Origin of the sequence: Sporosarcina sp. P37 (genome assembly GCF_002109365.1) — a bacterium.
GTDB lineage: Bacteria > Bacillota > Bacilli > Bacillales_A > Planococcaceae > Sporosarcina.
The window spans coordinates 2,108,487-2,131,290 of record NZ_CP015349.1 but is presented as its reverse complement, the minus strand read 5'-3'; the positions used below and the strand labels follow the sequence as shown (position 1 = coordinate 2,131,290).

The following is a 22,804-nucleotide window of genomic DNA, read 5'->3' as shown; positions in this document are numbered from 1 at the left end:
CATGGTTGGTCACAGCAGATTTTCTGTTCATGTTCCAGCATCTTTTTCATTCACCTTTCAGTACATCGGCTTACTTCTTGCCCGCAAGAATTTCAAATATAATGTTCGCATGATCCGTATTATCTAACAAGCCAGTAAAGCGCTCTTTGGATGGTCCATAAGCATAAACAGGTACGTCTTCACCTGTATGTCCGCCGGTTGTCCAGCCAGTATGGGAACGTTTGTCGACGATTTGTTTGATAGCTGTTTCAATTTCACTTGCCTCTGTCCCTGCTGCCTTGACTGCTTCAATTTCTTTCTGTTCCAATGGCAAACTTTCTTGATCGGTGTAGCGTACTAATGCTTCTTCTGCATCGGCACCGTTTGCGATTTGTTGCGATATGAAGGCCGGCGTACGGTTCACTGCCTTGACAGCATCCACTGACCAATTATATACGCCATCCGCTCCTATGGATAATCCTCCAGTTGAATGATCCGCAGTAGCAATAACTAATGTGTGTTCGTCTTGCGCCGCAAATTCGAGGGCTGTTTTGAATGCTTTTTCGAAGTCTTCCATTTCACTCATCGCACCGACAATATCATTATCATGTCCTGCCCAGTCGATTTGGCTGCCTTCCACCATAAGGAAAAACCCCTCATCATTTTTCTTCAATTTCTCAATCGCAACTTCTGTCATTTCTTCCAGTGATGGTGTTTCTGGCGAACGGTCAATCATTTTTTCCATACCGCCATCCGCGAACAATCCAAGTAATTTGTCGTTCTTATTCTCCAATAATTCTTTTTTTGTAGTGGCATAGCCGTACCCGTGCAGTTCAAATAAATACGCCAGGTCCATGTCTTTCCTGACAAAGTGTTTTTTTCCGCCGCCTAGAAGGACATCGATTGTATGCTCCCCATTGATGCGTTCGTTATAATAATCATCGGCAATCTCATCCATATTCTTTCTGCTTTCATTATGAGCACCGTAAGCTGCAGGCGTAGCATGTGTGATTTCAGAAGTAGCGACGAGGCCAGTCGATTTTCCAGCTGCTTTTGCAGCTTCTAGGACGGTTTCCACGCGCTCTTTCTTTTTATCTACTGCAATTGCGTTATTGTATGTTTTGACACCTGATGACATGGCCGTTGCCGCAGACGCTGAATCTGTAATCGACTCATCGTCATCATCAGGATACGTCATTTGTTGCCCAACCAAATATTTATCGAACTCTGTTAACTCTATCTCAGGGGTAGTCGGATCATCTTTGAAATAACGATAAGCTGATGTGTAGGAACTCCCCATACCATCTCCAATCAAGAATATGATGTTCTTAATCTCTGAAGTGTCTTCCTTTTTCACTTCACCAGCTGAACTCGCTGAATAATTCCCAGTCCAGATTGCTCCGCCAATTAAAACAGCTGATAGCGCTACTACAGGCACAATTCTCTTACTCATCTTATTCAACAATAAACAACCTCCTGTATTTGTAATCAACTTCAACTCTACAGGAAGATTATTAATACCCTGAGAAGGCTATGTAAATGTTTTGTAAGGAAAGAACTTTTTCAAACGATCACAATCTACTGACTATCTGACAGGCGGTACGTGTTTATTCCGGCTCCTTATAAACATTTCCAAAGACCCAGAGCCACAGATGACCCCTGCCACAATAAATATCAAACCGATAAAATGTGCAGGATAAATGGACTCTCCTAAAAATATACTTGCGCCTATTAATGCGAAAAATGTATTGAAATTTAAAAAGATGGAAGCGCGTGCTGCACCAATTGTTTGAATGGCTGAATTATATGCCATGTGACCAACGGCAGTCGCAATCAGGGCCGAGAACATGAATACTCCCCAGACAGCAGCTGTTCCTTCACTTAGTTCAGCAAAGCCGCCCGGTTCCTTGATGCGTGCGATTACGACTAAAATGATGGAACCGGCCAGCATCATGTATCCTGTCAGCAGCCTCGCATCCATTGTTCTGGAAGCTTTTTTAATCAGCATAAAACTAACAGCCTGGGACAAGATGGATAAGAAGATTTCTAAATCTCCGAATGAAGGTTTGCCTACTGTTCCGCTGCCCCCAAGCACTACAATACTTACTCCTATACCGCCAAACAGAAAGCCTAAAGTGCGTATGCCGGTGATCTTTTCTTTCAAAATGAACACAGCCAGAGTCGCTGTCAATAACGGCCCAAGCCCTAAAATTAATCCTCCGTTGGCAGCACTCGTTCTGGAGAGTCCTTCCGCTAGAAAGTAATGATGCATCACTACGTTGGTCGCAGCGCCTCCGATGATATATAGCCACTCCCTATTCTTTGGCAAGCGAATTTTCTTAAGGAAAAATAAGATGACAAACACCAATATAGCGGCGGACATAATCCGCAGCGACGTCATAGTGATCGGATCAAAATAGGTCACGAGATATTTGAGTGCTGATACGTTAACTCCCCATGTGAACATGACGAGCACTAATGAAATAATTACTTTTATATCTTTCATTCTTCACAAGCCTTCCCACAGAATATTTCTGTATTGGGCTAATTATAGAAGGTACATACATAAAGTCAATGCCGCCAAGCTCGCACTTCCCTCATGCACGTCATTATGTGTATACTGAATAATAAATTCAGTTAACTAATGTGCAGTTTAGAAAGGGCGGGTGTTTATGATCAAATTACGCGGGCATCACATCTTTTGCCTTCTCGGATACCGGGGGATGGGCTATTCAGAGGAATACGCGGAAAATATGACGAAGATCCGTAAGCCCGTAATCAAACAACGCATATATTTTCAAAGCGCCTCCCGGTAAGATCAAATTATTATTTGATTTGGGAGGTGCTTTTCATGCCAACAATAAAACCGTTAACGATTGTCCCCGTGACTTTACATCCGATTTCCTCTCCCAGCCTTCCGGCTGCCCCTGCTAGCAGTTCGCCGGGCACTTGCTCCGTCAAGATAGCGAACGCGGAAATCCATTTCCATAACGGCGTAGAAGAGCGCATCATCCGAGCCGTCATGAAGGAGCTGATGCATCCATGAAACAGGATTATACGGATGTGCAGAATATATATATTGTCTGCGGAAAGACCGATATGCGAAAAGGCATTGATGGACTGGCGACATTAGTCCAAGACTCTTTTGAACTTGACCCTTACAGCGACTCCATCTTTTTGTTCGCCGGTTGGAAAAAAGACCGCTATAAATGTCTCTACTTTGATGGGGATGGATTTGCGATGTTGTATAAGCGGCTAGACACAGGCAAACTGCAATGGCCACGGAGTGAAACGGAGGTCAAGAACCTGACACAACAGGAACTGCGCTGGCTGCTCGAAGGGTTGTCCATCCAACAGCCAAAAGCGATTCCCCCTTCTGCAAGAGGTGTGTTTTAAAAATAGCTATTCACGTCCTGTGAAATCCGGTATACTACTCACAACGAGAAGGAAAGCGGTGAAGGAAATGGCCAAGCGTTCAGCAGAAGAATCATTGGAAAAAGTCATTGCGCTATTGGAAGAACAACTGGCGTATTCCAATGAACAAAATGAAAAGCTGTCCCGACAGGTGGAGACATTGACTCAACAGGTACAGTATTTGACCAAGCAATTATTTGGTTCCAAAACAGAGAAATCCAAGTATCAAGTGCCCGACGGGCAAGGATCCTTATTCGATGAGGACGAGAACCCTTTTCCCGATTCTGAGCAGACAGAAGAACAAAGCCAACAGATGATTTCTTACACTGTTGTCCGAAAACGTCCGAAGAAACGAAATGATCTATTTGATGAGGGGATCCCCACAGAAGTCATTCATCATCATCCCGAGCAGTTGGAATGCAACTGCTGCCTGCATCCATTGACAGAGATGGGTGAGGGTCAAGTCGTTCGGGAAGAGGCAGAATTCATCCCAGCTAGCCTGAAACGTATTCAGCACGTAGAACATACCTACGAATGTACACACTGCAAGACAGATTCGAACACTTCCTCCATGATTGTCAGAGGAAAGGCCCCGCAGCCCGCCATTCAAAGAAGCGTCGCTGGACCGAGTGTCTTGGCCCACGTCATTTACCAGAAGTTCATGCAATATCTTCCCCTTTACCGACAGGTAAAGGAATGGGCACGTCATGGGCTCAAAGCTAATGACAAAAATTTGTCTAACTGGGTCATCCGTGCAACCGAAGACTGGTTAGCTCCTCTCTACGAGCGAATGAAAGAACTGTTGACTTGTCGGAACGTCCTGCATGTGGATGAAACCTCAGCTCAGGTACTCTTTCGCACAGACGGTAAACCGGCTCAAAGCAAGGCTTATAATTGGGTGTGCAAAACGATTCCTTGCCAAGGTCCTGTCATGGTGCTGTTCCATAGTTCCCTGTCGCGTTCTCGTGCCGTTTTGGAATCTTTCATCCAAGGATTTCGGGGAACCGTCATTTGTGACGGATATTCTGCTTACGGTAATCTGCCGGATATACAATTCGCCAACTGTTGGGCGCACGTCCGTAGGTATTGGCTGAAAGCCAACTCCAAGAATGGACAAATCGGCGTGGATTTCTGTAACCAACTATATGCGTTAGAACGAGAGTTTCGCCAACTACGGCCAGGGAAACGCCGACGGATGCGGAAAAAGTATTCCAAGCCGATCGTGAAAAAATTCTTCGCATGGATAGAAGAGAGTCCTTTTTACGGAACGAATGCGCTGGCAACAGCCGCAGACTATACGTTGAAGCGGAAAAAAGAGCTTCAGCTATTCTTAACAGATGGTCGTCTGGAAATCGATAACAATCCGGCAGAAAACGCTATCCGTCCGAACGTGATCGGTCGAAAAAATTGGCTATTCTCTGTCAGCGAAGCGGGCGCGAAAGCGAACGCCATCTGTCTCAGCCTAGCAGAGACCGCCAAATTACATGGGATTGATTTCTATATGTATTTGAAAAAGGTCTTTTCGGAACTTCCGAATCTGGAATTCGGCCAGAATCCTTCACGACTGGATGACTATCTGCCGTGGTCGCCACAAATCCAACTGGAATGTAAAAAATAACAGCCCGCTGCTTCAAAAACAGGAAGCAATCGGGCTATTTGTGATGACGTACCAAATAGGTACGTTTTTTTATATTACGGGCTTACGAAGATCCACGATGTGTTACGGGAGCGGCCGGATACGATGATTCAGATCATAAAAGGCCCCGATTATTTATGTGCGAAGTTTCCTGAAGGGCAGCCGTACCATTGCGAGGATGATGGGATTTACGTGAGGGATTCGGAAATTTTACGCAGACTTGGATTGAAGGTCAGCGACGTGCTGCCTTGGCGTGAGGTCGAGAGAAGAATTCGGCTGAATGTAGTGCCAGGGGATATCGCGGTAGTGTGTGAGACGTGTTCTTGGCGTTCGTATGGGTTTTGCGAAGAAGGAGTAGAAGGTGTTATAGAATCTAACGGTCTGAGAAAAGTATTGCCGAGCGGAACGGATTAAAGTAGTCCATTGGCAGATTTATCTTTCAGCGCCCTCCATTCCAAAACCGAAGTCACCGTACAATATGAATTCATACAAAAAACGTGCAATCCATCCGCCTCGATGGCGTGCACGTTTCGTTAGTTAATTCACAAATGAGGTGTAGCCATCTGAGGAATTGAATTTCACTTTGAAGCGTCCATAATCTGAATCCAGATTGAACGTATACTGGTCAAATGTATACTTCGCATCTGTCACCGGATCCAATTCAACTTGCTGAGTTGTTGTAACATATTTTGCCACAATATTTTTATGTCCATAGGTTATAAACTCGGCTTCCAATACTTTTTTGGCTTCATTGATTGTCAGCTGGAAGTTCTTCGTACCAACCTTCGTATACGTTAACGAATTCATCTTCCACTTATTATCTTGCTTTTTAAATTGGTAAGCCACAAATCCGCCAACCGAATAGCCATTTTGGAATTCTATGGTGTTTACATTCAGTGTGCTGGAATCCGGCTGCGTAAACTCAAAGCGTACCAAAGGCTCATTATTAATATACGGCAAGACGTTCATATAGCAATCCACACATGCAGGATTGTAGTAACCTTTCAGACCGCCATCTACAAACGCTTTTGTCGCACTCATGCGCAGAGCAGATTTTATGTCTGAATATCTCCACTGATTCATCCGCGCATCACGCATAGTCTTCTCAAGTTCAAACGTTCTGCGATTGACGAGATCCCACGCTTTACCTTTTGTTACTTTGTCTGTCGCCGGACGAGCTTCCTTCACCTTGATGGCTGCGTATAAGAACTGTGAATAGTGCGCGCGCGTGACGGGGTCATTCGGCCTAAATTCGCCGTCAGGATAACCGCTCGCAACTCCACTAGCTTTTAATGCATTGGCATGTGTATAGCCCCAATGCTCAATATACACATCATAAAATGAATTTTGTTTCGTCATATACAAATCAAATGCGATATCCAGTACTTTCGCCATTTGAATCCGTGTAATCGGTGCTTCGGGATTAAAGTATCCATCCGTGCCGCCGCTGAATATGCCAGCTGCCGTTAATTTCATAATCGGTCCATAATACGGATGCGTCTTCGGAACGTCTTTGTACACTACAGCAGTACTTGACTGTGGCAACTTCAAAGCTTGGTCCAGTAACTTGGCCACGTGCTTGCGTGAAATGTTTTCTTGCGGTCGGAACGTGCCGTCAGGGTACCCCCCTATGAAGCCCTTTTCCTGCAGATACTGAATCGCTTCATAGTTCGGGTGGTTCTTCGGCACATCTTTAAATTCTTTTGCCGCTGCCTGCGTGGAACCTATACTTACAAATGAAAACATGACGAGTAATACGGTCCAAACGAAAATCCGACGGGGCTGTTTCATCATCTTTCCTCCTCTAATAGTATTTTGTCGGCTGTACGTTACTGGTTATCTTTATTCTACCAAGTTCTGTTTGATTCGTATATAATTATATTCCAAATAATCAAAATATTTATTTTGCCGCTTTATTAGACAAGCTGCCGCAGTGTTGAATAAATATACTTTTTTTGCCGCAAGCTATTTGACCAATAGATATTCGTTTGATAGCATAAGACCATTATACAGCTATCGGCAATTCCAGTATGTCCGTTTGAAGTAATGAAAACGATAAATACGATTGGTCGACATATGGATATCGCGGATGAACACTTGGTACTTTGGGCCATGGAGAACGAAATGTTTGTAGGCGCAGCAAACTTCAATCATAATAGGGAATATATTCCGTCTGCTGTAACTGGCGCACTTGTGCACCGTTTTGCAGACAGAATACAGAAAAAGTGTATACACGGCGGGTCTCCCGTCCAATCAAAACTGAAAGGATGGATGTACAATGAACTTAGCAGCAATCGGAGTACCTGGACTTATTATCATCCTTGTGATTATCTTAATTCTCTTCGGGCCGCGTAAATTGCCGGAAGTCGGCTCTGCTGTCGGAAAAACATTAGCGGAATTCAAAAAATCCGCAAAAGATATTATGGATGACGAGGATGAGAAAGATAAAACAACTGTCACATCTGCCAAAACGAATGAATTGGAACGAAAAGATACTAAATAAGTAGGTGAGAAGATGGAACCGTATAGTGATCAGAACCGTAAAAATTCAAATCCGGCAGACAACAAAGCCATGGAAGAAGCTGCGCCGCACGATCACTCTGCGGAGACTTCCTCCACTGAACAGCTGAAGCCCGATCCGCAACCGGACGAGCCAAGAATACCGCCGGAAAAACCAAGCGACGAGGAGTCAGACGTAGATCCTGCTCTGGTCGAACACTTGACAGACTTGCGGAAGCAGCTCATTAAAAGCATCGTCGTCTTTCTGATTTTCTTCATCGGCACTTTCAGTACGATCAATCTGTGGTTCCCGTACATTACACGCGGCTATAAATTGATAGTGCTCAGCCCAATTGAAGTCATTTCATTTTATACGACGATTTCCGCAGCGATGGCATTCGGATTATCCGTCCCGTTCGTCTGCCATTTCCTCTGGCAATTCGTAAAACCCGGACTGACGCAGAAAGAGAGCCGCTTCCTGAGCCTCTACTCCCCTGCAATTTTAATCCTTTTTGTCGGCGGACTGGCGTTTGGCTATTATGTAGTCAACCCATTAAGCTATAACTTTTTAGTGAAGCTAGGCAAAATGAATTTTGAAGTCATGATTACGGCGAAAGAATATGCCCGTTTCTTACTGATGACGACGATGCCGATCGGCTTGCTGTTTGAGCTGCCGGTTGTGGCATTATTCTTATCGGCTATTGGCATTTTGACATCAGAAACGCTAAAGAAAGTGAGGAAGTGGTCGTACGTAACACTGGCGGTAGTATCCGCGCTGATCACCCCTCCCGATTTCCTGAGTCAGCTCATTATTCTCGTTCCGATGATTGCATTGTACGAAGCAAGTATTTTCATTGTCACGCGGACGGAAAACCGCCTGACTTCGGAAGCTTCAGCTTAACACCCAAAAGCGCTCCACTGATTTTCATCAGTGGAGCGCTTTTTCATATGTGAAACGATAGTTCATGACGCACTCGCTTAACCATTCGTTTATCTGCTCTATGGCGAATGTTGACCGCTTTCTTCACTCATGTAACCGCTCATACCTCTCCCTGCTCTCTTCAAAACTGCCCATATTCCCCTCTTGAAATTTAATTTTTTTAAAACTATTTGACAATTAGTAAAACAAGTTTTATTATTAGTAAAAGTTCTTTAAAAAAATTAAAGGTGGTAATCATGATGACAGAAATGATCTACGGCAATACGCCATGTATGTTAGGGGCTAAAAATATATCAGCAACAAAAGATATTTCGGATGTAGACGTAATTGTGTACGGAGTTCCTTGGGAAGGCGCTGTTACATGGGGTGATTACACCGGCTGCGAACTCGGCCCAAAAGTAATGCGCTTATGTTCTGCACGCTACTCAGGCTACCTTCCAGAAATTAACGACATGGATATTTTCGAACATGTCACACTAGGCGATATGGGTGATATTGACATCGTGCCCGCAGATGTAGATGAAACGATGAAGCGAATTACTGATTTCACGTCGGAGTTATGGAAATCAGGAAAGTTTGTTATTGGCCTTGGCGGTGATCATGGTATAACGTACCCTATCGTGAAAGCGATTGCAGAGCAGGATAAAAAGGTTGGAATTATTCATATGGACGCTCACTATGATAATCTTCCGTCTCACAACGGTGACCAGTTCGCTCGGTGCAGTCCATTCGCTCGTTTGTATGAACAAGAAGGCGTACGAAACGAAAGTATTATTCATACAGGTATCCACGGTCCCCGCAATAAACCTGAAAGCGGACGCAATGCGAAAGCCGCTGGTGCAGTAACTATTACGATCAACGAAATCCGTGGCCATAAAGATTTAAAAGAGATGGCTAAAGAAATCTATGCACAAGCTTCAAAAGACGTGGATTGCGTTTACTTGACGATTTGCAGTGATGTTTTGGACTTCGCATTTAATCCAGGTGGTCCGGTAGATGGCAACGGCTTGACATCTTATGAATTACTTACATTGGTTCATGAAATTTGTAAACTAGGCGTAGTTGGCATGGATTTCGTGGAAATCTATCCGCAACAAGATCCTAATCAATTTTCTGCTCATTTTGCTTCAACTTTGATCCTATATGCACTAGCAGGAAATATCCTTCACAATCAGCAAAAAGAAGAAAAATAATCTACTGCTTCTTAGACTGCTAAATCTTTCGATCGAAAACAGTCGATTTTTCCTTCTTTGTATAGGAAAATAAGAAAGAGTATGTAATCTGAGGAGTGTTAAAAAGATATGAATCCAAACCAATTGATTTTCGATTCTTATATGCGAATGGCTGATGCCATATATAGCGTGTTCAATGTGAATTGTGAAGTGGTAATTCATGATGTGACGAAAGTAGAATCCTCTTTAATTTATTTAAAAGGTGATGTAACGGGCAGATCCGTTGGCGCCCCTACTACAGAAGTCATTTTGAAGGAATTGAAAAAGAAGAATGAGGATATTAAAGATCTGAATGGTATTATCACGAATACGACGCGTGGAAAGATTATTAAGACTTCCATTGTATTCATTAGAGATATGGACGGCAAAGTGATTGGTTTCCTTGGCATCAATTTGGATATCACGGAAATCAATCGTCTGCAGCAGGTGCTTGAGGAAATGATCCGTTCTGATACAAGCTATGATGGGCAGCATTTCGATGAGACATATGCAACTCATATCGATGAGGTGTTCGATAACATCACGAAAAGCACCATCGTGGAGCTTGGAATCGATGTGGAAAACTTGAAACGTAAAGACCGTATTACTTTTGTACGACGGCTAGAAAGTAAAGGAATCTTTTTGATTCAAGGGGCCGCCGACCGGATTGCGGATTTAGTAGGTGTATCCAAACAAACTATTTATAACTCACTCGAGGAAAAGTGACCTTTCTTTTCCTCGCCTATTAAGTGGGAACAATTAGGGGAGGAAAAGAAGATGGTTGCTAACGTACCCGCTACACAGCAAGTTAAGAAAAAAGGGTTACTTTCAAAGGTGAAATCGATGGGGCCAGGAGCCATTATTACTGCTTCATTCATAGGTCCGGGAACTGTCACCACCGCCACTCGTGCAGGTGCTGGATTTGGTTATGCCATTCTATGGGCAGTGGTATTCTCTATTATCGCGACAATCGTTCTTCAGGAAATGTCTGCACGGCTTGGTGTCGTTTCAAAAAAAGGATTGGGCGAAGCGATACACGACCAATTCAAGCAGCCTTTACTGAAATTTGCTTCTATATGGCTCATCATTATATCTATTGGTGTTGGCTGTGCTGCGTACATTTCAGGTGATTTGATGGGAACCTCTCTTGGCATCTCTACATTGACGAATATTCCAGCACATATTGTAAGCCCTTTCATCGGCGTAGCGATTCTATTCTTGGGATTATCAGGAAGTTATAAACTAATCGAAAAGTTAATGATTTTTCTCGTGATCGTCATGAGCGTGACGTTCATTACGACAATGATTGTCGTAAAACCTGATATTGGCGCGGTGTTTGCAGGGGCATTTATCCCAAGCATGCCGAACGGTTCGATCATTATGATTATTGCATTGGTCGGAACGACAGTCGTCCCGTATAACTTCTTCATCCACTCATCTATGGTGCAGGAGCGCTGGACGCAGGTCAGTGACTTGAAGGAAGCAAGGTGGGATACCATCATCTCGATTTGTATCGGCGGATTAATAACCGCTGCAGTACTGATCACAGCAGCTTCTACGATGATGGGCATGGAAGTGACGAGCGTGGCTGATCTTTCCGTCCAATTAGAACCTTTATTCGGTTCATGGGCGAAAGTATTTATTGCGATCGGAATTTTTGCTGCAGGTTTCTCATCTGCTATCGCGAGTCCGCTTGGTGCAGCAGTCGCAATCAGCAGTGTGATGAAGTGGGAAGGCGGAATGAAGAATAAAAAATTCAAAATGATATTCTCCGGTGTTATAATCATTGGTATTATCACATCCGCAATTGGTTTCAGTCCACTCGATGTATTGCTTGCGGCACAAGCGCTGAATGGTATTTTGCTTCCAATTGTTGCGGTATACTTGTTTGTAATTATGAATAACAAGAAATTAATCGGAGATCAGCGCAACTCAGCTTTACTCAATATCATTGGGGCTATCGTCATCTTGATTGCGATTTTCCTTGGAGGATATAGTTTAGTTGATGCAGTTCAAGTATATTTGTAAGAGTGATTGTAGAAGAGGCTGTCCAGAAAGTCATTCAATGACTTTCCGGTCAGCCTTTTTAATGCGGAAATACGTTCGCGCAATTATTTCATTACAGCATAGCCATATTTCAATGAGTTATATTATTCCATCCATCCGTCATTTGAATTCACGGATACCGTTTCACGGCCATTGCTGTACTGCACGGTAAACTTGTATTGATCAAACGGATACGATTCCTTTGTGACAGGATCTTTATCGGTCAAGCGTGATTTGGATACAAACGTGACTTTTACAGGAGTTGATGAATTAAATGAGTAATTGTACTTCACAATTTGTTCCGCTTCTTGCTGTGTAAGTTCAAAGTTCTTTTTCCCAATTTGGGTATAAGTGTAATCATGCATCTTCCATGTTCCGCTTTCTTTCTTGAACATGAAATCAACAAACCCTCCGCCCGACATCGGTCCAGGTGAATTCAGCAGTATCGTCCGGACTTTTAATGTATTCGGGTCCGGCTGACTGTAATCAAAGCGCATGGAAAGCTCCATTGTAATGTAAGGGAACAAGAATGAATCACATTCCGTACATACATAAGGATAATCAGATTTCAGCAAACCATCTGTAAATCTGACTGTGGCATACGGCAATATTTTAGAACGGATCTGACTGTACGTTTTCTTTTCAACCTTCCCCTGGATTCGTGTACCTTCCAAGATAAGCGGCAGGCGAATGGATAGGTCCACTGCTTTCGCTTTGCTGACGGCGGCTGCATTCGGGTCCTCTTTCTTCACTTTCATAGCACGGGATAGAAATTCTGCATAGTGTGCTCTTGTAACCGGTTTATTCGGAAGATAGTTTCCGTTATCTCCTTTTGACACACCTGTTGAATACAGCGCCATGGCATGAACATATCCCCAATGAAACATGTACATATCATTAAAAGAACCTTGTCGTTCGTCAATTTTCAAATCAAACGCCAAATCCAGTATTTTCGCCATTTGAATGCGAGTTAATGAAGCATCCGGGTTGAACTTCCCATTTGTTCCGCCACTTATAATTCCTTCATTATACAGCTTCATAATCGGCCTATAATATGCATGATTCTTCGGCACATCTGCAAAGACGTATTTGTCCTTTGCGGGCTGTGGAAAATTCAAAGCATTATCCAATAATTTCGCCACGTGCTTACGGCTTACCGGCTCATTCGGACGGAACTTCCCGTCAGGATAGCCGTTGATGAAGCCCGCTTTTTGCATTTCCTGAATCGCAGCATAGTTCGGATGCTTCTTCGGGACATCCGTGAACTCTTTTGCCGATGCTTCGTTGGAACCTGCGTAAATAAACGATAAAGCCAGCAGCAGCGCAGTCCAAATCAGAACCTTGAACATTCCCTTCATATTCCCACTCCTCTGTTAAATAATCCGCCAGTTAGTACCAGCTACTATTATATTACCAATAATCCGAATAGTAGTATATACATATTTAGAACATTCTGGAATACCATGTACATTCTCTCTATTTCGTTCGGTATAGCTTCCATTGGCGGAAGTCACCTTACTTAGGAATCCTGTATATCGCGGCGCGTGTAGCGATTGATTCCAAAAATAAGTAAAATCATTGTAACTGTAAGTGACCCCCCGGCATACAGCCAGTTCATATCCTCAATAGGCAATTTGGCCACGAAACCGAACGGCGACAGTTTTTCCATCCATTCAGGAAACTGAAACAAGCCGCCTAAATAAAGCGTCAGGAAACCATAGAAAAGATAGAGCCAGACAAATCCCGTTGCTTTTTTGGCAACACCAATTAAAGCGGCACTGATTCCAATCATCACGGTGATCGCAGGAAAGTGAACGATGCTGGCCTGCCACACGGTTTGGAACATGAACGGATCTTCCATCGAAGCTGTGCCAGCAAGCCATAAACCAAGCGCAGAAAGATTCAGCATCACAAATCCAGTAAACAGCGCAAGCACTATATAAGAAACTAGTAACCTCTTTCTTGAAACAGCACGTCCGAGTAAGTGATCCAGCCGCAATTTCCGTTCTTCCCCCGCTATTTTGTGAATGGCAAGCAGCGCGGGAATCGTACTGATGAATGCCAAGACGGCCATCAGCATCGGCAGGAATTGCGCTGTCAACGAACTGTTTTCATCCGCCACGATCATCGATGCCAGCATGTCATTGTCTTTGAAAAACATATCCAAGTCTCCAAGGACAGAGCCATAGGACAGCCCAAGAACGAGCATTCCGATCGACCAGGAAATGAATGCTGTTCTCTGCAATCGCCACGCAAGCCCTATCGGATGACGCAACAGAATCGATGCGTGCGCACGGCCGCTTCGTGACGGAAGAAGACCTGATCCCATATCGCGTGTCCCCTGTAAAATTACAGCGAGCATAAACAGCAATACACTCGCGGCAAGCAGCCCCCAAACTGGCAGCCAGTTATTATCGCTGTATGGCTGAACTTGTGCGAGCCAGCCAAACGGCGGAATCCGTTCGGAGCCTGACCGCAATAAATAACAGCCGATCATCCCCGTGAACGCCAGTCCGACTGCCCCTCGCGAGCTGTCCGAAAGCTGTGAGCAAACCGCTGTAAATCCTGCAAAAAACAAGCCGACAGCTCCAAGCGATGCACCATAAACAAGTGAACCCGGCAAATCCATACTGTCGAATGAAAGATTGTACAGACCTGCACCAATGAGCACACTGAGCAGCAGATTGACACCGAACAGAACCAGCATCGAAGCGGTCAGCTGCGAATGGCGCGCAATCGGCAACGAACGCAGTAATTCTGCCTGCCCATCCTCTTCCTCCGACCGCGTATGGCGCACCGTCAATAGAATATTCATGATAGCTGCCGCAATGGCGGTCATCAGAAGCATTTGGTGCGACACCATAGCGCCAAGTGTATAATTTGCGAGATCACCAGGCCCGACCATTGCCGTCATCACAGGGTTTTTCATCGTTTCTGCCATCAGATCCCGGTCATGCTGAGAAGGATAGAGTTCATTCAGAGCCGGCGGTACAATCAGCGTCATGATGACAATTCCCGCAAGCCACCACAGATAGCGCATCCGGTCCTGCCGAACGATGAACCGTGAGAGATAGGACACTCCAGAAAGCCGGCCCTTCATCATAATTCCCTGCTTTCTGCTGTTTCCTCATAATGCCGCATGAACAGATCTTCAAGCGTAGGCGGTGCACTTTCTACTCTTTGTATTCCGTGCTCACTCAGCTTGCGCATGATGTTTTCCATCTCTTCTATATCCGCATGAAATATCCAGCCCATTTCCGTCGGCACTGCGTCATGGACACCATTCCACGAAGTCAGCGACCCGATTGGAATTCTTGTCTCCACCGTCAGCTGCATACGCGTCAAATGCCGCAGTTCATTCAATGTGCCGCATTCAATCAGACGCCCTTGCCGAATGATGCCAACGCGGTCGCACAGCTTTTCAACTTCGGATAAAATATGGCTCGACAGCAACACCGTCTTCCCCTCTGCCTTCACTTTCGCCACACATTGCTGAAACACTTTCTCCATTAACGGATCCAGTCCCGACGTCGGTTCATCCAGCAAAAACAGCTCCGCATCTGAGGCAAATGCCGCCACCAACGCAACTTTTTGCCGATTTCCCTTCGAATACGTCCGGCACTTTTTCGTTGGATCCAGCTGAAAACGTGCAAGCAATTCATCACGTGTGCTTGCATTCACCCGCCCTTGCAGACTTGCAAATAAATCAATTACTTCGCCGCCCGTCAGCTGCGGCCATAAATTCACATCACCCGGCACATACGCAATGCGGCGATGGATCTCCACCGCATCTCGCCAAACATCTTTACCGAAAATCGTCGACGTGCCGCTCGTCGCGCGGAGCATACCAAGCAATGTACGAATCGCCGTTGACTTCCCCGCCCCATTCGGCCCTATAAAACCGAACACTTCGCCACTTTTCACTGCCAAATCCAGTCCATCCAGCGCACGGTGCCTGCCGAATTCCTTCGTCACCTGATTCATCTCAATCACATTCATCTGCATGCCCTCCCTTAGTTTGAGTCGGAGCCCGTTGTTAATTTCAGTGTAGCATACGGCGGCGGGGATGGAATATTTTTTCCGAAGGGCTTGAAGTGCGGGCTGGTGCGGCGATGAAGTTAATCAGTGCGGTGACGGAATGGAATTGCGCTGTCAAGCTCTGGAGTAGCGCAAAAACGAACCCGAATTGCGCGGCGGCATCAGGTTCGTCTTCATCGAATTCATTCTCTCACTATCTGTTATTCATTCATTAAAAATCATATCATCCTCATGGCTGATTTCCGCACTGACATGCAGATAAGGCCCCAGTTTACTGACCTTCACCGTTATACCGTAATAAATCATATGATCGCCAGGAGCTACCTCACTGTTCGGAAACTCGATAAAGAACTCTCCGGTTTTCTTCGGTGTAATACGGAATACATTCGTTCCCGGATCTCTCGTAACCGCGGCAATCTGTTCACTTCCCTTTGGCAGCACATGCTTGCCAAGCAAAGCGCCTTCCCATACTTTCACGGTTTCCTCTGACTTGATCGGCGTCATATGAATCGCGTAATAAAATGCATTTTCGTATTCAGTGGATGTGATGTAATAGCGGAAATCCTTACCGTCCTCATAATGAACAGTCGCAATAAATTCCCCCGGCTGGTCCAGATGAATGATGCTGCAGTATTGAAGTCTCTCGTCATCACATGATGAAAATGCCACATGATCATTCAATAACTCACCTTCCGCGGTAGAAAGAGAAATAGATTCTGCACTTACTAGCGGTTCGTTCTCTTCTCTCATTTCATAGCGCATCCACAGCTGTGCAGGTGTTGAATAAATATCAGCTGTCTCTTCTAATGATAGATCCCATTCATTATCCACTTTTTTAACATGCACATAGTATTTTCTATAACCTTTATCGTCAGGGCCGGATTCCTGACCGGAGAACGTGCTGAAGGTCAGTCTGGCCGTGCCTTCTTTTTTCGGTACAATATGAATTTTTGTCATCAGATTAATTTGGCTCGGCATTTCATTTCCCGGCACGATATCAACTACATCGGAGCTGGTTTTGCTGACATCCGCAAATCGCTTCCATTGATAGTCCTTCGCATACAACGTACGAATCCCAGGCTTTACATCTTCTGCGGCTTTAAGTAGCTTCGCTGCCTGCCCTCTGGTAATCGGGGCATTGGGACTGAACGTAGCAGGAGATGTTCCTGTGGTCAGTCCGAGCTGATACATACTATAAATACCGTCCCTGTGACTGTTTTTATAGACTACATCTTTAAAGCCGTAATCAGGATCACGATACAGCGGCAATTCAAATGCTTTGATAATAATGGAAGCCATTTGTGCACGCGTAATGGAGTCATTCGGTCCGAAACGTCCGTCGCCATAGCCATTTATAATCCCTTTATCTGCCAGTGCAGCAATTGCTTTGTAGTAGCCGTTTGCTGTCGTAACATCCTTGAATTTCGGATCTCTTACATTGGCTGTATTCAGTTTTGTCAGCTTCACGATAATTGCAGCCGCCTGCCCTCTCGTAATAGAAGCGCTCGGCCGAAACGTGCCGTCCGGATACCCTCCAATTATATTGCGTGCCGCCAGCTCATTAACCGCTTCCGCAAAGTGCTTCGCCGGCGGTACGTCCGGAAATTTCGCATTGTCTGCAGCTGCGCCTGTTAAGGGTAAACTGAATGCCAGCAAAATTGTGCCGAACACTGCCAGTATTTTATTTTTCATTACGCTTCGTCCTTTCCATAGTTTACTAATGTGCCGTACAGACGCAGACTTTGGAAAATAGTTTCATGTTTATTTGAAATTATTTTTCGGACGGTGAAACTCGCGGTATGGAGCTGGAGCTGTTTCGTCACGACCTTTCTGCACTTTAGCTCAATCACTTTTGAATTGTCAAACAACTTACCGTATAGTAATACTAATAAAAAGGAGGGGGCTATCATGAATACCAAACGTTTTGAAATCATCGAAAAACAAGGGAAGCTGCAGCAATTCCAAGTGATCCGCGACAATGAGACGGGTGTTCTTTATCTGTCTCAGGCGCAAGGATACGGTCTCGGCATGACAGTACTCGTTGATGCGGAAGGAAAACCTTTAGTAGATGAGGAATACGTACGTACCCGCCTGTAAACTTTGCGCGTTTTAATAGTTGAATAACTGGTTTACTAATGGATCAAAGAGATCGCTTGATTGACATGGACTCAAATGCAATCAGTGAGCACAGCGGCAAAATAGATATTTCCTCAGAAAATACACGCGATGAAAAAAGACACTCTACAGACCGATATCAGTCTGCGGGAGTGTCTTTTTCGATTTCACATTTCAAAAATACATATCCGTCTTTTTCAATCGTTTCATTCATTATCACAGGAATCCGTTCCTTGAAGAGAGGGCCGCCGACGACGACTGTGTGGAATTCCCCGGATTCGCCGCAGCTGTCAATACCCAGTGCTTCGAGTTCATCGATCAATTCTATCGTGAAACGTCTTCCGAGGAATTCCGCAGGCATCATCTTCGTATTGACGACTACGACATACGCCTCGAATCCTTCGGCGATGAATTCTTCCAGCAGCTTGCGTCTTGGTTCTTCCCATAGCGGATGATATGCTTCCATGCCGACTTTGGCGCACATTGTCTGTACCCACAGTAAGTGATCTTCTAAATCGATGTCTCCAAATACTGCTTTTGGTATACCGTGCTCTTTGCATACGCGCATCGCATCGATAAACTGCATCTCATAGCCTGCCCAGTCCGCTTTCCTGATCATCGACGGCACGCCCATCTGCTTTGCCTGCGCTTTAATAATCTCAAGCGGCAGCGCGTGTGATTTAGAATGGGTCTGGTATTTTTCGAACATCGTCCACAGCATAGCCGGCGTATTGCCCTCCTGGATTGCGCGATAAACCGCGAGCGCCGAGTCTTTGCCGCCACTCCAGGACGAGACGAACTTCACGCCCGTCATTGTCCGTCCGCCCATGCGATTCGCGCATCTACTGTTCGTGCCATACGAATCATATACGAACGGAATCCCAGCTTCGGCCAGAAATACGACGCTAAGTGGTTCGCCGTCAGCCAATCCGTCATGATATATTCATAACCTGCATTTTTCATTTGTGTAAAGCTGTGGTTTGCAATGGACTTCCCAATGCCTTGTCCGCGCATATCAATATTCGTCGTAGCTTGCACAAGCACAGCCGACTGATCAGGTGTCGTCATAGCATGCCGGGCGTCTGCAGGTGTATAGAGATGGAATGCTACTGGCGTTCCTTCCTGCTCAGCAATCCAGCTGCGCGTTCCTTCTTTTCCGGCATAAGCCGAGAATACATCCCGTTCCGCGTCTAATGCTTCCTGCGTGATCGGTTTCCACGCGGGAGCTTTCGCCTGATGCATACTGTTCCATGGCGCCATTTTACGCAATATAGACTGCTCTTCGCCCGTAAGTTCTTTCATTTTCACAAGACTATTTTCTCCGGGCTGTGCGCGATACCGTTCAAGTGATAACGCCGCAAAGCGTTCTTCAAAATGAAACGACTGCTCCAGCATTTCGAGAATTAATTCATCATTTCCTACCGGCACATCCAATACATGTTCAAAATACCCATTGCGAACCCACTCCGCTCCGGCTTCCGTATACATCAGCCGCGCGAGTCTTGGATGTTCGTCTTCATGGATGACAAATGATGGATAGCCGACATACACCGTACGGCCACGCGTAGTGTCTTGGCGATATTCATACAATAAATAGCCAATCACCTCTTCGTCACGCAATGTTACGAGTCCCCCAGTATACGGCTTCTCCATTTCTTCACGCAAACGTTCTTCTGCATGTTCGACGTCCTCAAAGCGCTCCTGCAAAAACGGAAATCGCTGCCGTTCATCTGCATGTCTCGCCGCAAGTAAAGAGGCCATCTTCGGTATATACCGCTCTTCAAATTGAACAAAATGAATCACCAGAATCCCCTCCTGCCTAGTTTAACTAAATTATACCATACCCTTTGCACTTTCCAATGAAACGAATGGATCTGTGGGGTGGCGTATGTAGATGGATTGATGGATGGATTGAGCGCTTGACGGGGAGGTATGAGCGGTTGTGAAGGATCATTGAGCGGATACAGACGGGGTTAGAGCGGATAAACGGGGGCATTGAGCGGTTACCCCGCGACTTTGAGCGATCAACGGAATCTATGAGCGGATGGACGGGATGTATGAGCGGGACGGCGAAATAAGTTGGCTGGGCTGCCTTGAAGACAGGGATTGAGCGGTTGTAACGGAGCATTGAGCGGATACATACGGGGTTAGAGCGGATAAACGGGGACATTGAGCGGTTCCCCGCGACATTGAGCGCTCAACGGAATCTATGAGCGGATGGACAGAATCTATGAGCGGGACGGCGAAATAAGTTGGCTGGGCTGCCTTGAAGACAGGGATTGAGCGGTTGTAACGGAGCATTGAGCGGATACATACGCGGTTAGAGCGGGGAAACGAGGGCATTGAGCGGTTACCCCGCGACTTTGAGCGCTCAACGGAATCTATGAGCGGATGGACAGAATCTATGAGCGGGACGGCGAAATAAGTTGGCTGGGCTGCCTTGAAGACAGGGATTGAGCGGTTGTAACGGAGCATTGAGCGGATACAGACGCGGTTAGAGCGGATAACCGCGGGCATTGAGCGGTTACCCCGCAACATTGAGCGCTCAACGGAATCTATGAGCGGATGTGGACAGAATCTATGAGCGGGACGGCGAAATAAGTTGGCTGGGCTGCCTTGAAGACAGGGATTGAGCGGTTGTAACGGAGCATTGAGCGGATACATACGGGGTTAGAGCGGATAACCGGAGGCATTGAGCGGTTACCCTGCGACATTGAGCGCTCAACGGAATCTATGAGCGGATGGACGGGATTTATGAGCGGCTGCGCAGCATGATAGAGCGTTTGGCGAAGCCTTCTCACCTCACCCCCGAGACTCCACACATATTTCAAAGTCAAAAAACCCCTTTCCACAGCAGAAAGGGGTTCATAGCCAACTCATTAAGCCGGCATTGGAGTATCTGTTGGTTTTGCATAGTTTCCATTGCCGTATTCCGTGTCGATTGCGTCACGGATTTCTTTCATGGACTTGCCGTCTTGTTTCATTTGTACGGATTTCACGGCGATCTCCAGGCAAACTAGGCAGCGTGTGCCGTGATCGTCCCAGACAACCGATCCGTCTTCGCGTATTTCATCAAGAAAACAATTCATATTGCTTTCGTGGCCAGCGCTGTCGCCGCAGCCGCAGTAGCAAGGCATGTATTCCAGCACATCTGTTGCTTTGGCTGCGACTTGATAGACCATGCGCATATCTTCCGGCTTATCGTCAAGGAAAGACGGCAGAATATCCGCTGAAGCCGTTACTTCCTGCAGATCGCCATTCGGTAATTGCTTCATGTGGTCATGCCCGGCTTCCGCACGTGCATCTTGCGGATCTGTTTCAGCCGGTTTTTCTGTTGCGCCGTTTCCGCATGCCGCAAGCACTAATGTCAGTGCAGCCAGCCCTGCAAATAATTTCTTTTTCATATATGGTTCTGACTCCTTTGTATAGACGTAATGCATTCAGTATACAAGGTTTACGGGCGAAACGAACGTACAAATTTATGACAGTTATTACATTCCTGTCATTTTGCTTGGATCTACGTATTCGTCAAACTGCTCTTCTGTCAATAAACCAGTAGAAAGCGCCGCTTCTTTCAGCGTCGTTCCCTCTTTGTGAGCCTTCTTCGCAATTTTCGCTGCATTTTCATAACCGATATGCGGGTTCAACGCTGTCACCAGCATCAATGAATTCTTTACTTTATTGTCGATTTCTTCACGGTTCGGTTCAATTCCGACTGCACAGTTATCATTGAAGCTGATCATGCCGTCAGCAAGCAGTTTCGATGATTGCAGGAAGTTATAGATGATAACCGGCTTGAAAACGTTCAGTTCAAAGTTCCCCTGGCTCGCTGCGAAGCCGATCGTCGCATCGTTACCCATTACTTGAGCCACGGCCATCGTTAATGCTTCACTTTGTGTCGGGTTCACTTTACCCGGCATAATCGAGCTGCCCGGTTCGTTTTCCGGAATCGTAATTTCGCCAATGCCCGAACGCGGTCCGCTTGCCAGCCAGCGTACGTCATTCGCAATTTTCATCAGGTCCGCAGCTAATGCTTTTAGCGCACCGTGTGTGTACACTACTTCATCATAGCTTGTCAGTGCATGGAATTTATTCTCTGCTGATGTAAATTCGATGCCAACGGATTTTGAAATTTCTTCCGCCACTTTGTCACCGAAGCCAGCAGGTGCGTTGAGTCCTGTACCGACAGCTGTTCCGCCAATTGCCAGCTCTTTCATAGACTGGACGCTTGCTTCGAGCATGCTGCGCGTTTTCTCCAGCATACGGTGCCATCCGCTGATTTCCTGTCCTAACGTCAGTGGCGTCGCGTCTTGCAGGTGCGTGCGTCCGATCTTGATAATATCCATAAAGTCTTCAGATTTTTTATGAAGTGTTTCTTTTAATTTATCAATTGCCGGCAGTACTTCGCGCTCTACCGCTACAACACCCGCTACGTGAAGCGCTGTCGGGAATGTGTCGTTGGAACTCTGTGATTTATTGACGTCATCATTCGGGTGCAGGCGCTCTTCCTCGCCCCACTCCTCAAGCAGCTGATTGCCGCGGTTCGCAAGCACTTCGTTCATGTTCATGTTGGACTGCGTGCCGCTTCCTGTCTGCCAGACGACTAACGGGAAATGCTCGTCCCATTTCCCTTCGATCACTTCTTCCGCTGCTGCTTTAATCGCTTTCATCTTCGCTTCGGATAAGTTGCCGTAGGAATGACTTGCTATCGCTGCTGATTTTTTCAAATGGGCAAAAGCCTGGATTACACCAAGCGGAATACGTTCACCGCCGATTTTAAAGTTTTGCTTACTGCGCTGCGTCTGCGCTCCCCATAACTTGTCTGCAGGTACTTGTATTTCTCCGAACGTGTCGTGCTCAATACGATATTCCATCTTTCCATCCACCTCTCGAAATAATAATCAGACTCTCTATCTCTATCATGCC

Annotated in this window: 22 protein-coding genes and 1 pseudogene; 10 read left to right on the top strand and 13 right to left on the bottom strand. The window is 45.8% G+C overall.

Annotation, left to right across the window (positions count from 1 at the left end; genetic code table 11):
* Positions 1-70: 70 nt before the first annotated feature.
* Positions 71-1,444, bottom strand: coding sequence for an alkaline phosphatase (locus tag SporoP37_RS10980; RefSeq protein WP_369922959.1), 1,374 nt, complete (start codon positions 1,442-1,444; stop codon positions 71-73).
* 120 nt (positions 1,445-1,564) lie between these two features.
* Entirely contained in the window at positions 1,565-2,485 is a 921-nt protein-coding gene (locus SporoP37_RS10975) for a DMT family transporter (RefSeq protein WP_085430952.1), read from the bottom strand.
* Positions 2,486-2,651: 166 nt separating this feature from the next.
* Here SporoP37_RS10975 and SporoP37_RS17445 point away from each other — a divergent pair.
* Positions 2,652-2,750, top strand: a pseudogene (locus SporoP37_RS17445) (DUF1284 domain-containing protein); the annotation flags it as partial.
* Positions 2,751-2,805: 55 nt separating this feature from the next.
* On the opposite strand, the gene SporoP37_RS16970 reads toward SporoP37_RS17445, so the two are convergent.
* The gene (locus SporoP37_RS16970; protein ID WP_157118611.1) at positions 2,806-3,003 is read right to left on the bottom strand and encodes a hypothetical protein; all 198 of its coding nucleotides are present in this window, start codon (positions 3,001-3,003) and stop codon (positions 2,806-2,808) included.
* 18 nt (positions 3,004-3,021) lie between these two features.
* Here SporoP37_RS16970 and tnpB point away from each other — a divergent pair, with 18 nt between their 5' ends.
* The 3 genes from tnpB (at position 3,022) to SporoP37_RS10955 (ending at position 5,443) form a co-directional block, all read left to right on the top strand.
* Positions 3,022-3,375 (top strand): IS66 family insertion sequence element accessory protein TnpB, encoded by a 354-nt coding sequence (gene tnpB, locus SporoP37_RS10965; RefSeq protein WP_085430172.1) that lies wholly within the window; start codon positions 3,022-3,024, stop codon positions 3,373-3,375.
* A 67-nt stretch (positions 3,376-3,442) separates the two neighbouring features.
* Entirely contained in the window at positions 3,443-5,011 is a 1,569-nt protein-coding gene (tnpC, locus tag SporoP37_RS10960) for an IS66 family transposase (RefSeq protein WP_085431677.1), read from the top strand.
* Between the two features lie 123 nt (positions 5,012-5,134).
* Positions 5,135-5,443 carry a DUF1284 domain-containing protein gene (locus SporoP37_RS10955; RefSeq protein ID WP_085430951.1) on the top strand — a complete coding sequence of 103 codons (309 nt, stop codon included), beginning with the start codon at positions 5,135-5,137 and terminating at the stop codon, positions 5,441-5,443.
* Between the two features lie 123 nt (positions 5,444-5,566).
* On the opposite strand, the gene SporoP37_RS10950 is transcribed toward SporoP37_RS10955, so the two are convergent.
* Complete coding sequence (locus tag SporoP37_RS10950; protein WP_158233632.1) at positions 5,567-6,820, bottom strand: S-layer homology domain-containing protein; 1,254 nt, start codon at positions 6,818-6,820, stop codon at positions 5,567-5,569.
* Positions 6,821-7,307: 487 nt separating this feature from the next.
* Here SporoP37_RS10950 and tatA point away from each other — a divergent pair, with 487 nt between their 5' ends.
* From tatA to SporoP37_RS10925, 5 genes are all read left to right on the top strand, one after another.
* A complete protein-coding gene (tatA, locus tag SporoP37_RS10945; RefSeq protein WP_081243681.1) occupies positions 7,308-7,532 on the top strand; it encodes a twin-arginine translocase TatA/TatE family subunit in 225 nt (74 codons plus the stop codon).
* A 12-nt stretch (positions 7,533-7,544) separates the two neighbouring features.
* Complete coding sequence (gene tatC, locus SporoP37_RS10940) at positions 7,545-8,429, top strand: twin-arginine translocase subunit TatC (protein ID WP_085430949.1); 885 nt, start codon at positions 7,545-7,547, stop codon at positions 8,427-8,429.
* Between the two features lie 278 nt (positions 8,430-8,707).
* On the top strand, positions 8,708-9,661 hold the full coding sequence (locus SporoP37_RS10935) for an agmatinase family protein (RefSeq protein WP_085430948.1): 954 nt from the start codon (positions 8,708-8,710) through the stop codon (positions 9,659-9,661).
* 108 nt (positions 9,662-9,769) lie between these two features.
* A complete protein-coding gene (locus tag SporoP37_RS10930) occupies positions 9,770-10,405 on the top strand; it encodes a helix-turn-helix transcriptional regulator (protein WP_085430947.1) in 636 nt (211 codons plus the stop codon).
* A gap of 51 nt (positions 10,406-10,456) precedes the next feature.
* A complete protein-coding gene (locus tag SporoP37_RS10925; RefSeq protein ID WP_085430946.1) occupies positions 10,457-11,707 on the top strand; it encodes an Nramp family divalent metal transporter in 1,251 nt (416 codons plus the stop codon).
* A gap of 122 nt (positions 11,708-11,829) precedes the next feature.
* Here SporoP37_RS10925 and SporoP37_RS10920 read toward each other — a convergent pair whose 3' ends face one another.
* The 5 genes from SporoP37_RS10920 to SporoP37_RS17600 all read right to left on the bottom strand — a co-directional run bounded on the left by SporoP37_RS10920 (position 11,830) and on the right by SporoP37_RS17600 (position 17,586).
* Positions 11,830-13,083: an S-layer homology domain-containing protein gene (locus SporoP37_RS10920; protein ID WP_085430945.1), complete on the bottom strand. Its 1,254-nt coding sequence runs from the start codon at positions 13,081-13,083 to the stop codon at positions 11,830-11,832.
* A gap of 161 nt (positions 13,084-13,244) precedes the next feature.
* Entirely contained in the window at positions 13,245-14,804 is a 1,560-nt protein-coding gene (locus SporoP37_RS10915; RefSeq protein WP_232329745.1) for an ABC transporter permease, read from the bottom strand.
* Positions 14,805-14,824: 20 nt separating this feature from the next.
* Positions 14,825-15,724 carry an ABC transporter ATP-binding protein gene (locus SporoP37_RS10910; protein WP_085430943.1) on the bottom strand — a complete coding sequence of 300 codons (900 nt, stop codon included), beginning with the start codon at positions 15,722-15,724 and terminating at the stop codon, positions 14,825-14,827.
* A gap of 243 nt (positions 15,725-15,967) precedes the next feature.
* On the bottom strand, positions 15,968-17,455 hold the full coding sequence (locus SporoP37_RS10905) for an S-layer homology domain-containing protein (RefSeq protein WP_085430942.1): 1,488 nt from the start codon (positions 17,453-17,455) through the stop codon (positions 15,968-15,970).
* Entirely contained in the window at positions 17,455-17,586 is a 132-nt protein-coding gene (locus SporoP37_RS17600) for a hypothetical protein (protein WP_257789302.1), read from the bottom strand. Before SporoP37_RS17600 ends, SporoP37_RS10905 begins: the two co-directional genes overlap by 1 nt.
* 85 nt (positions 17,587-17,671) lie before the next feature.
* Between SporoP37_RS17600 and SporoP37_RS10900 the strand changes: the two genes are divergently transcribed.
* Positions 17,672-17,860: a DUF6440 family protein gene (locus SporoP37_RS10900; RefSeq protein WP_081243672.1), complete on the top strand. Its 189-nt coding sequence runs from the start codon at positions 17,672-17,674 to the stop codon at positions 17,858-17,860.
* A 157-nt stretch (positions 17,861-18,017) separates the two neighbouring features.
* On the opposite strand, the gene SporoP37_RS10895 is transcribed toward SporoP37_RS10900, so the two are convergent.
* The 4 genes from SporoP37_RS10895 to fumC all read right to left on the bottom strand — a co-directional run bounded on the left by SporoP37_RS10895 (position 18,018) and on the right by fumC (position 22,752).
* On the bottom strand, positions 18,018-18,692 hold the full coding sequence (locus SporoP37_RS10895) for a Dph6-related ATP pyrophosphatase (RefSeq protein ID WP_085430941.1): 675 nt from the start codon (positions 18,690-18,692) through the stop codon (positions 18,018-18,020).
* Positions 18,689-19,681, bottom strand: coding sequence for a GNAT family N-acetyltransferase (locus tag SporoP37_RS10890; RefSeq protein ID WP_232329744.1), 993 nt, complete (start codon positions 19,679-19,681; stop codon positions 18,689-18,691). The genes SporoP37_RS10895 and SporoP37_RS10890 overlap by 4 nt, the downstream gene beginning before the upstream one ends.
* A gap of 1,076 nt (positions 19,682-20,757) precedes the next feature.
* The gene (locus tag SporoP37_RS10885) at positions 20,758-21,282 is read right to left on the bottom strand and encodes a PCYCGC motif-containing (lipo)protein (RefSeq protein ID WP_085430940.1); all 525 of its coding nucleotides are present in this window, start codon (positions 21,280-21,282) and stop codon (positions 20,758-20,760) included.
* Positions 21,283-21,369: 87 nt separating this feature from the next.
* Entirely contained in the window at positions 21,370-22,752 is a 1,383-nt protein-coding gene (fumC, locus tag SporoP37_RS10880) for a class II fumarate hydratase (protein ID WP_085430939.1), read from the bottom strand.
* Positions 22,753-22,804: the final 52 nt, after the last annotated feature.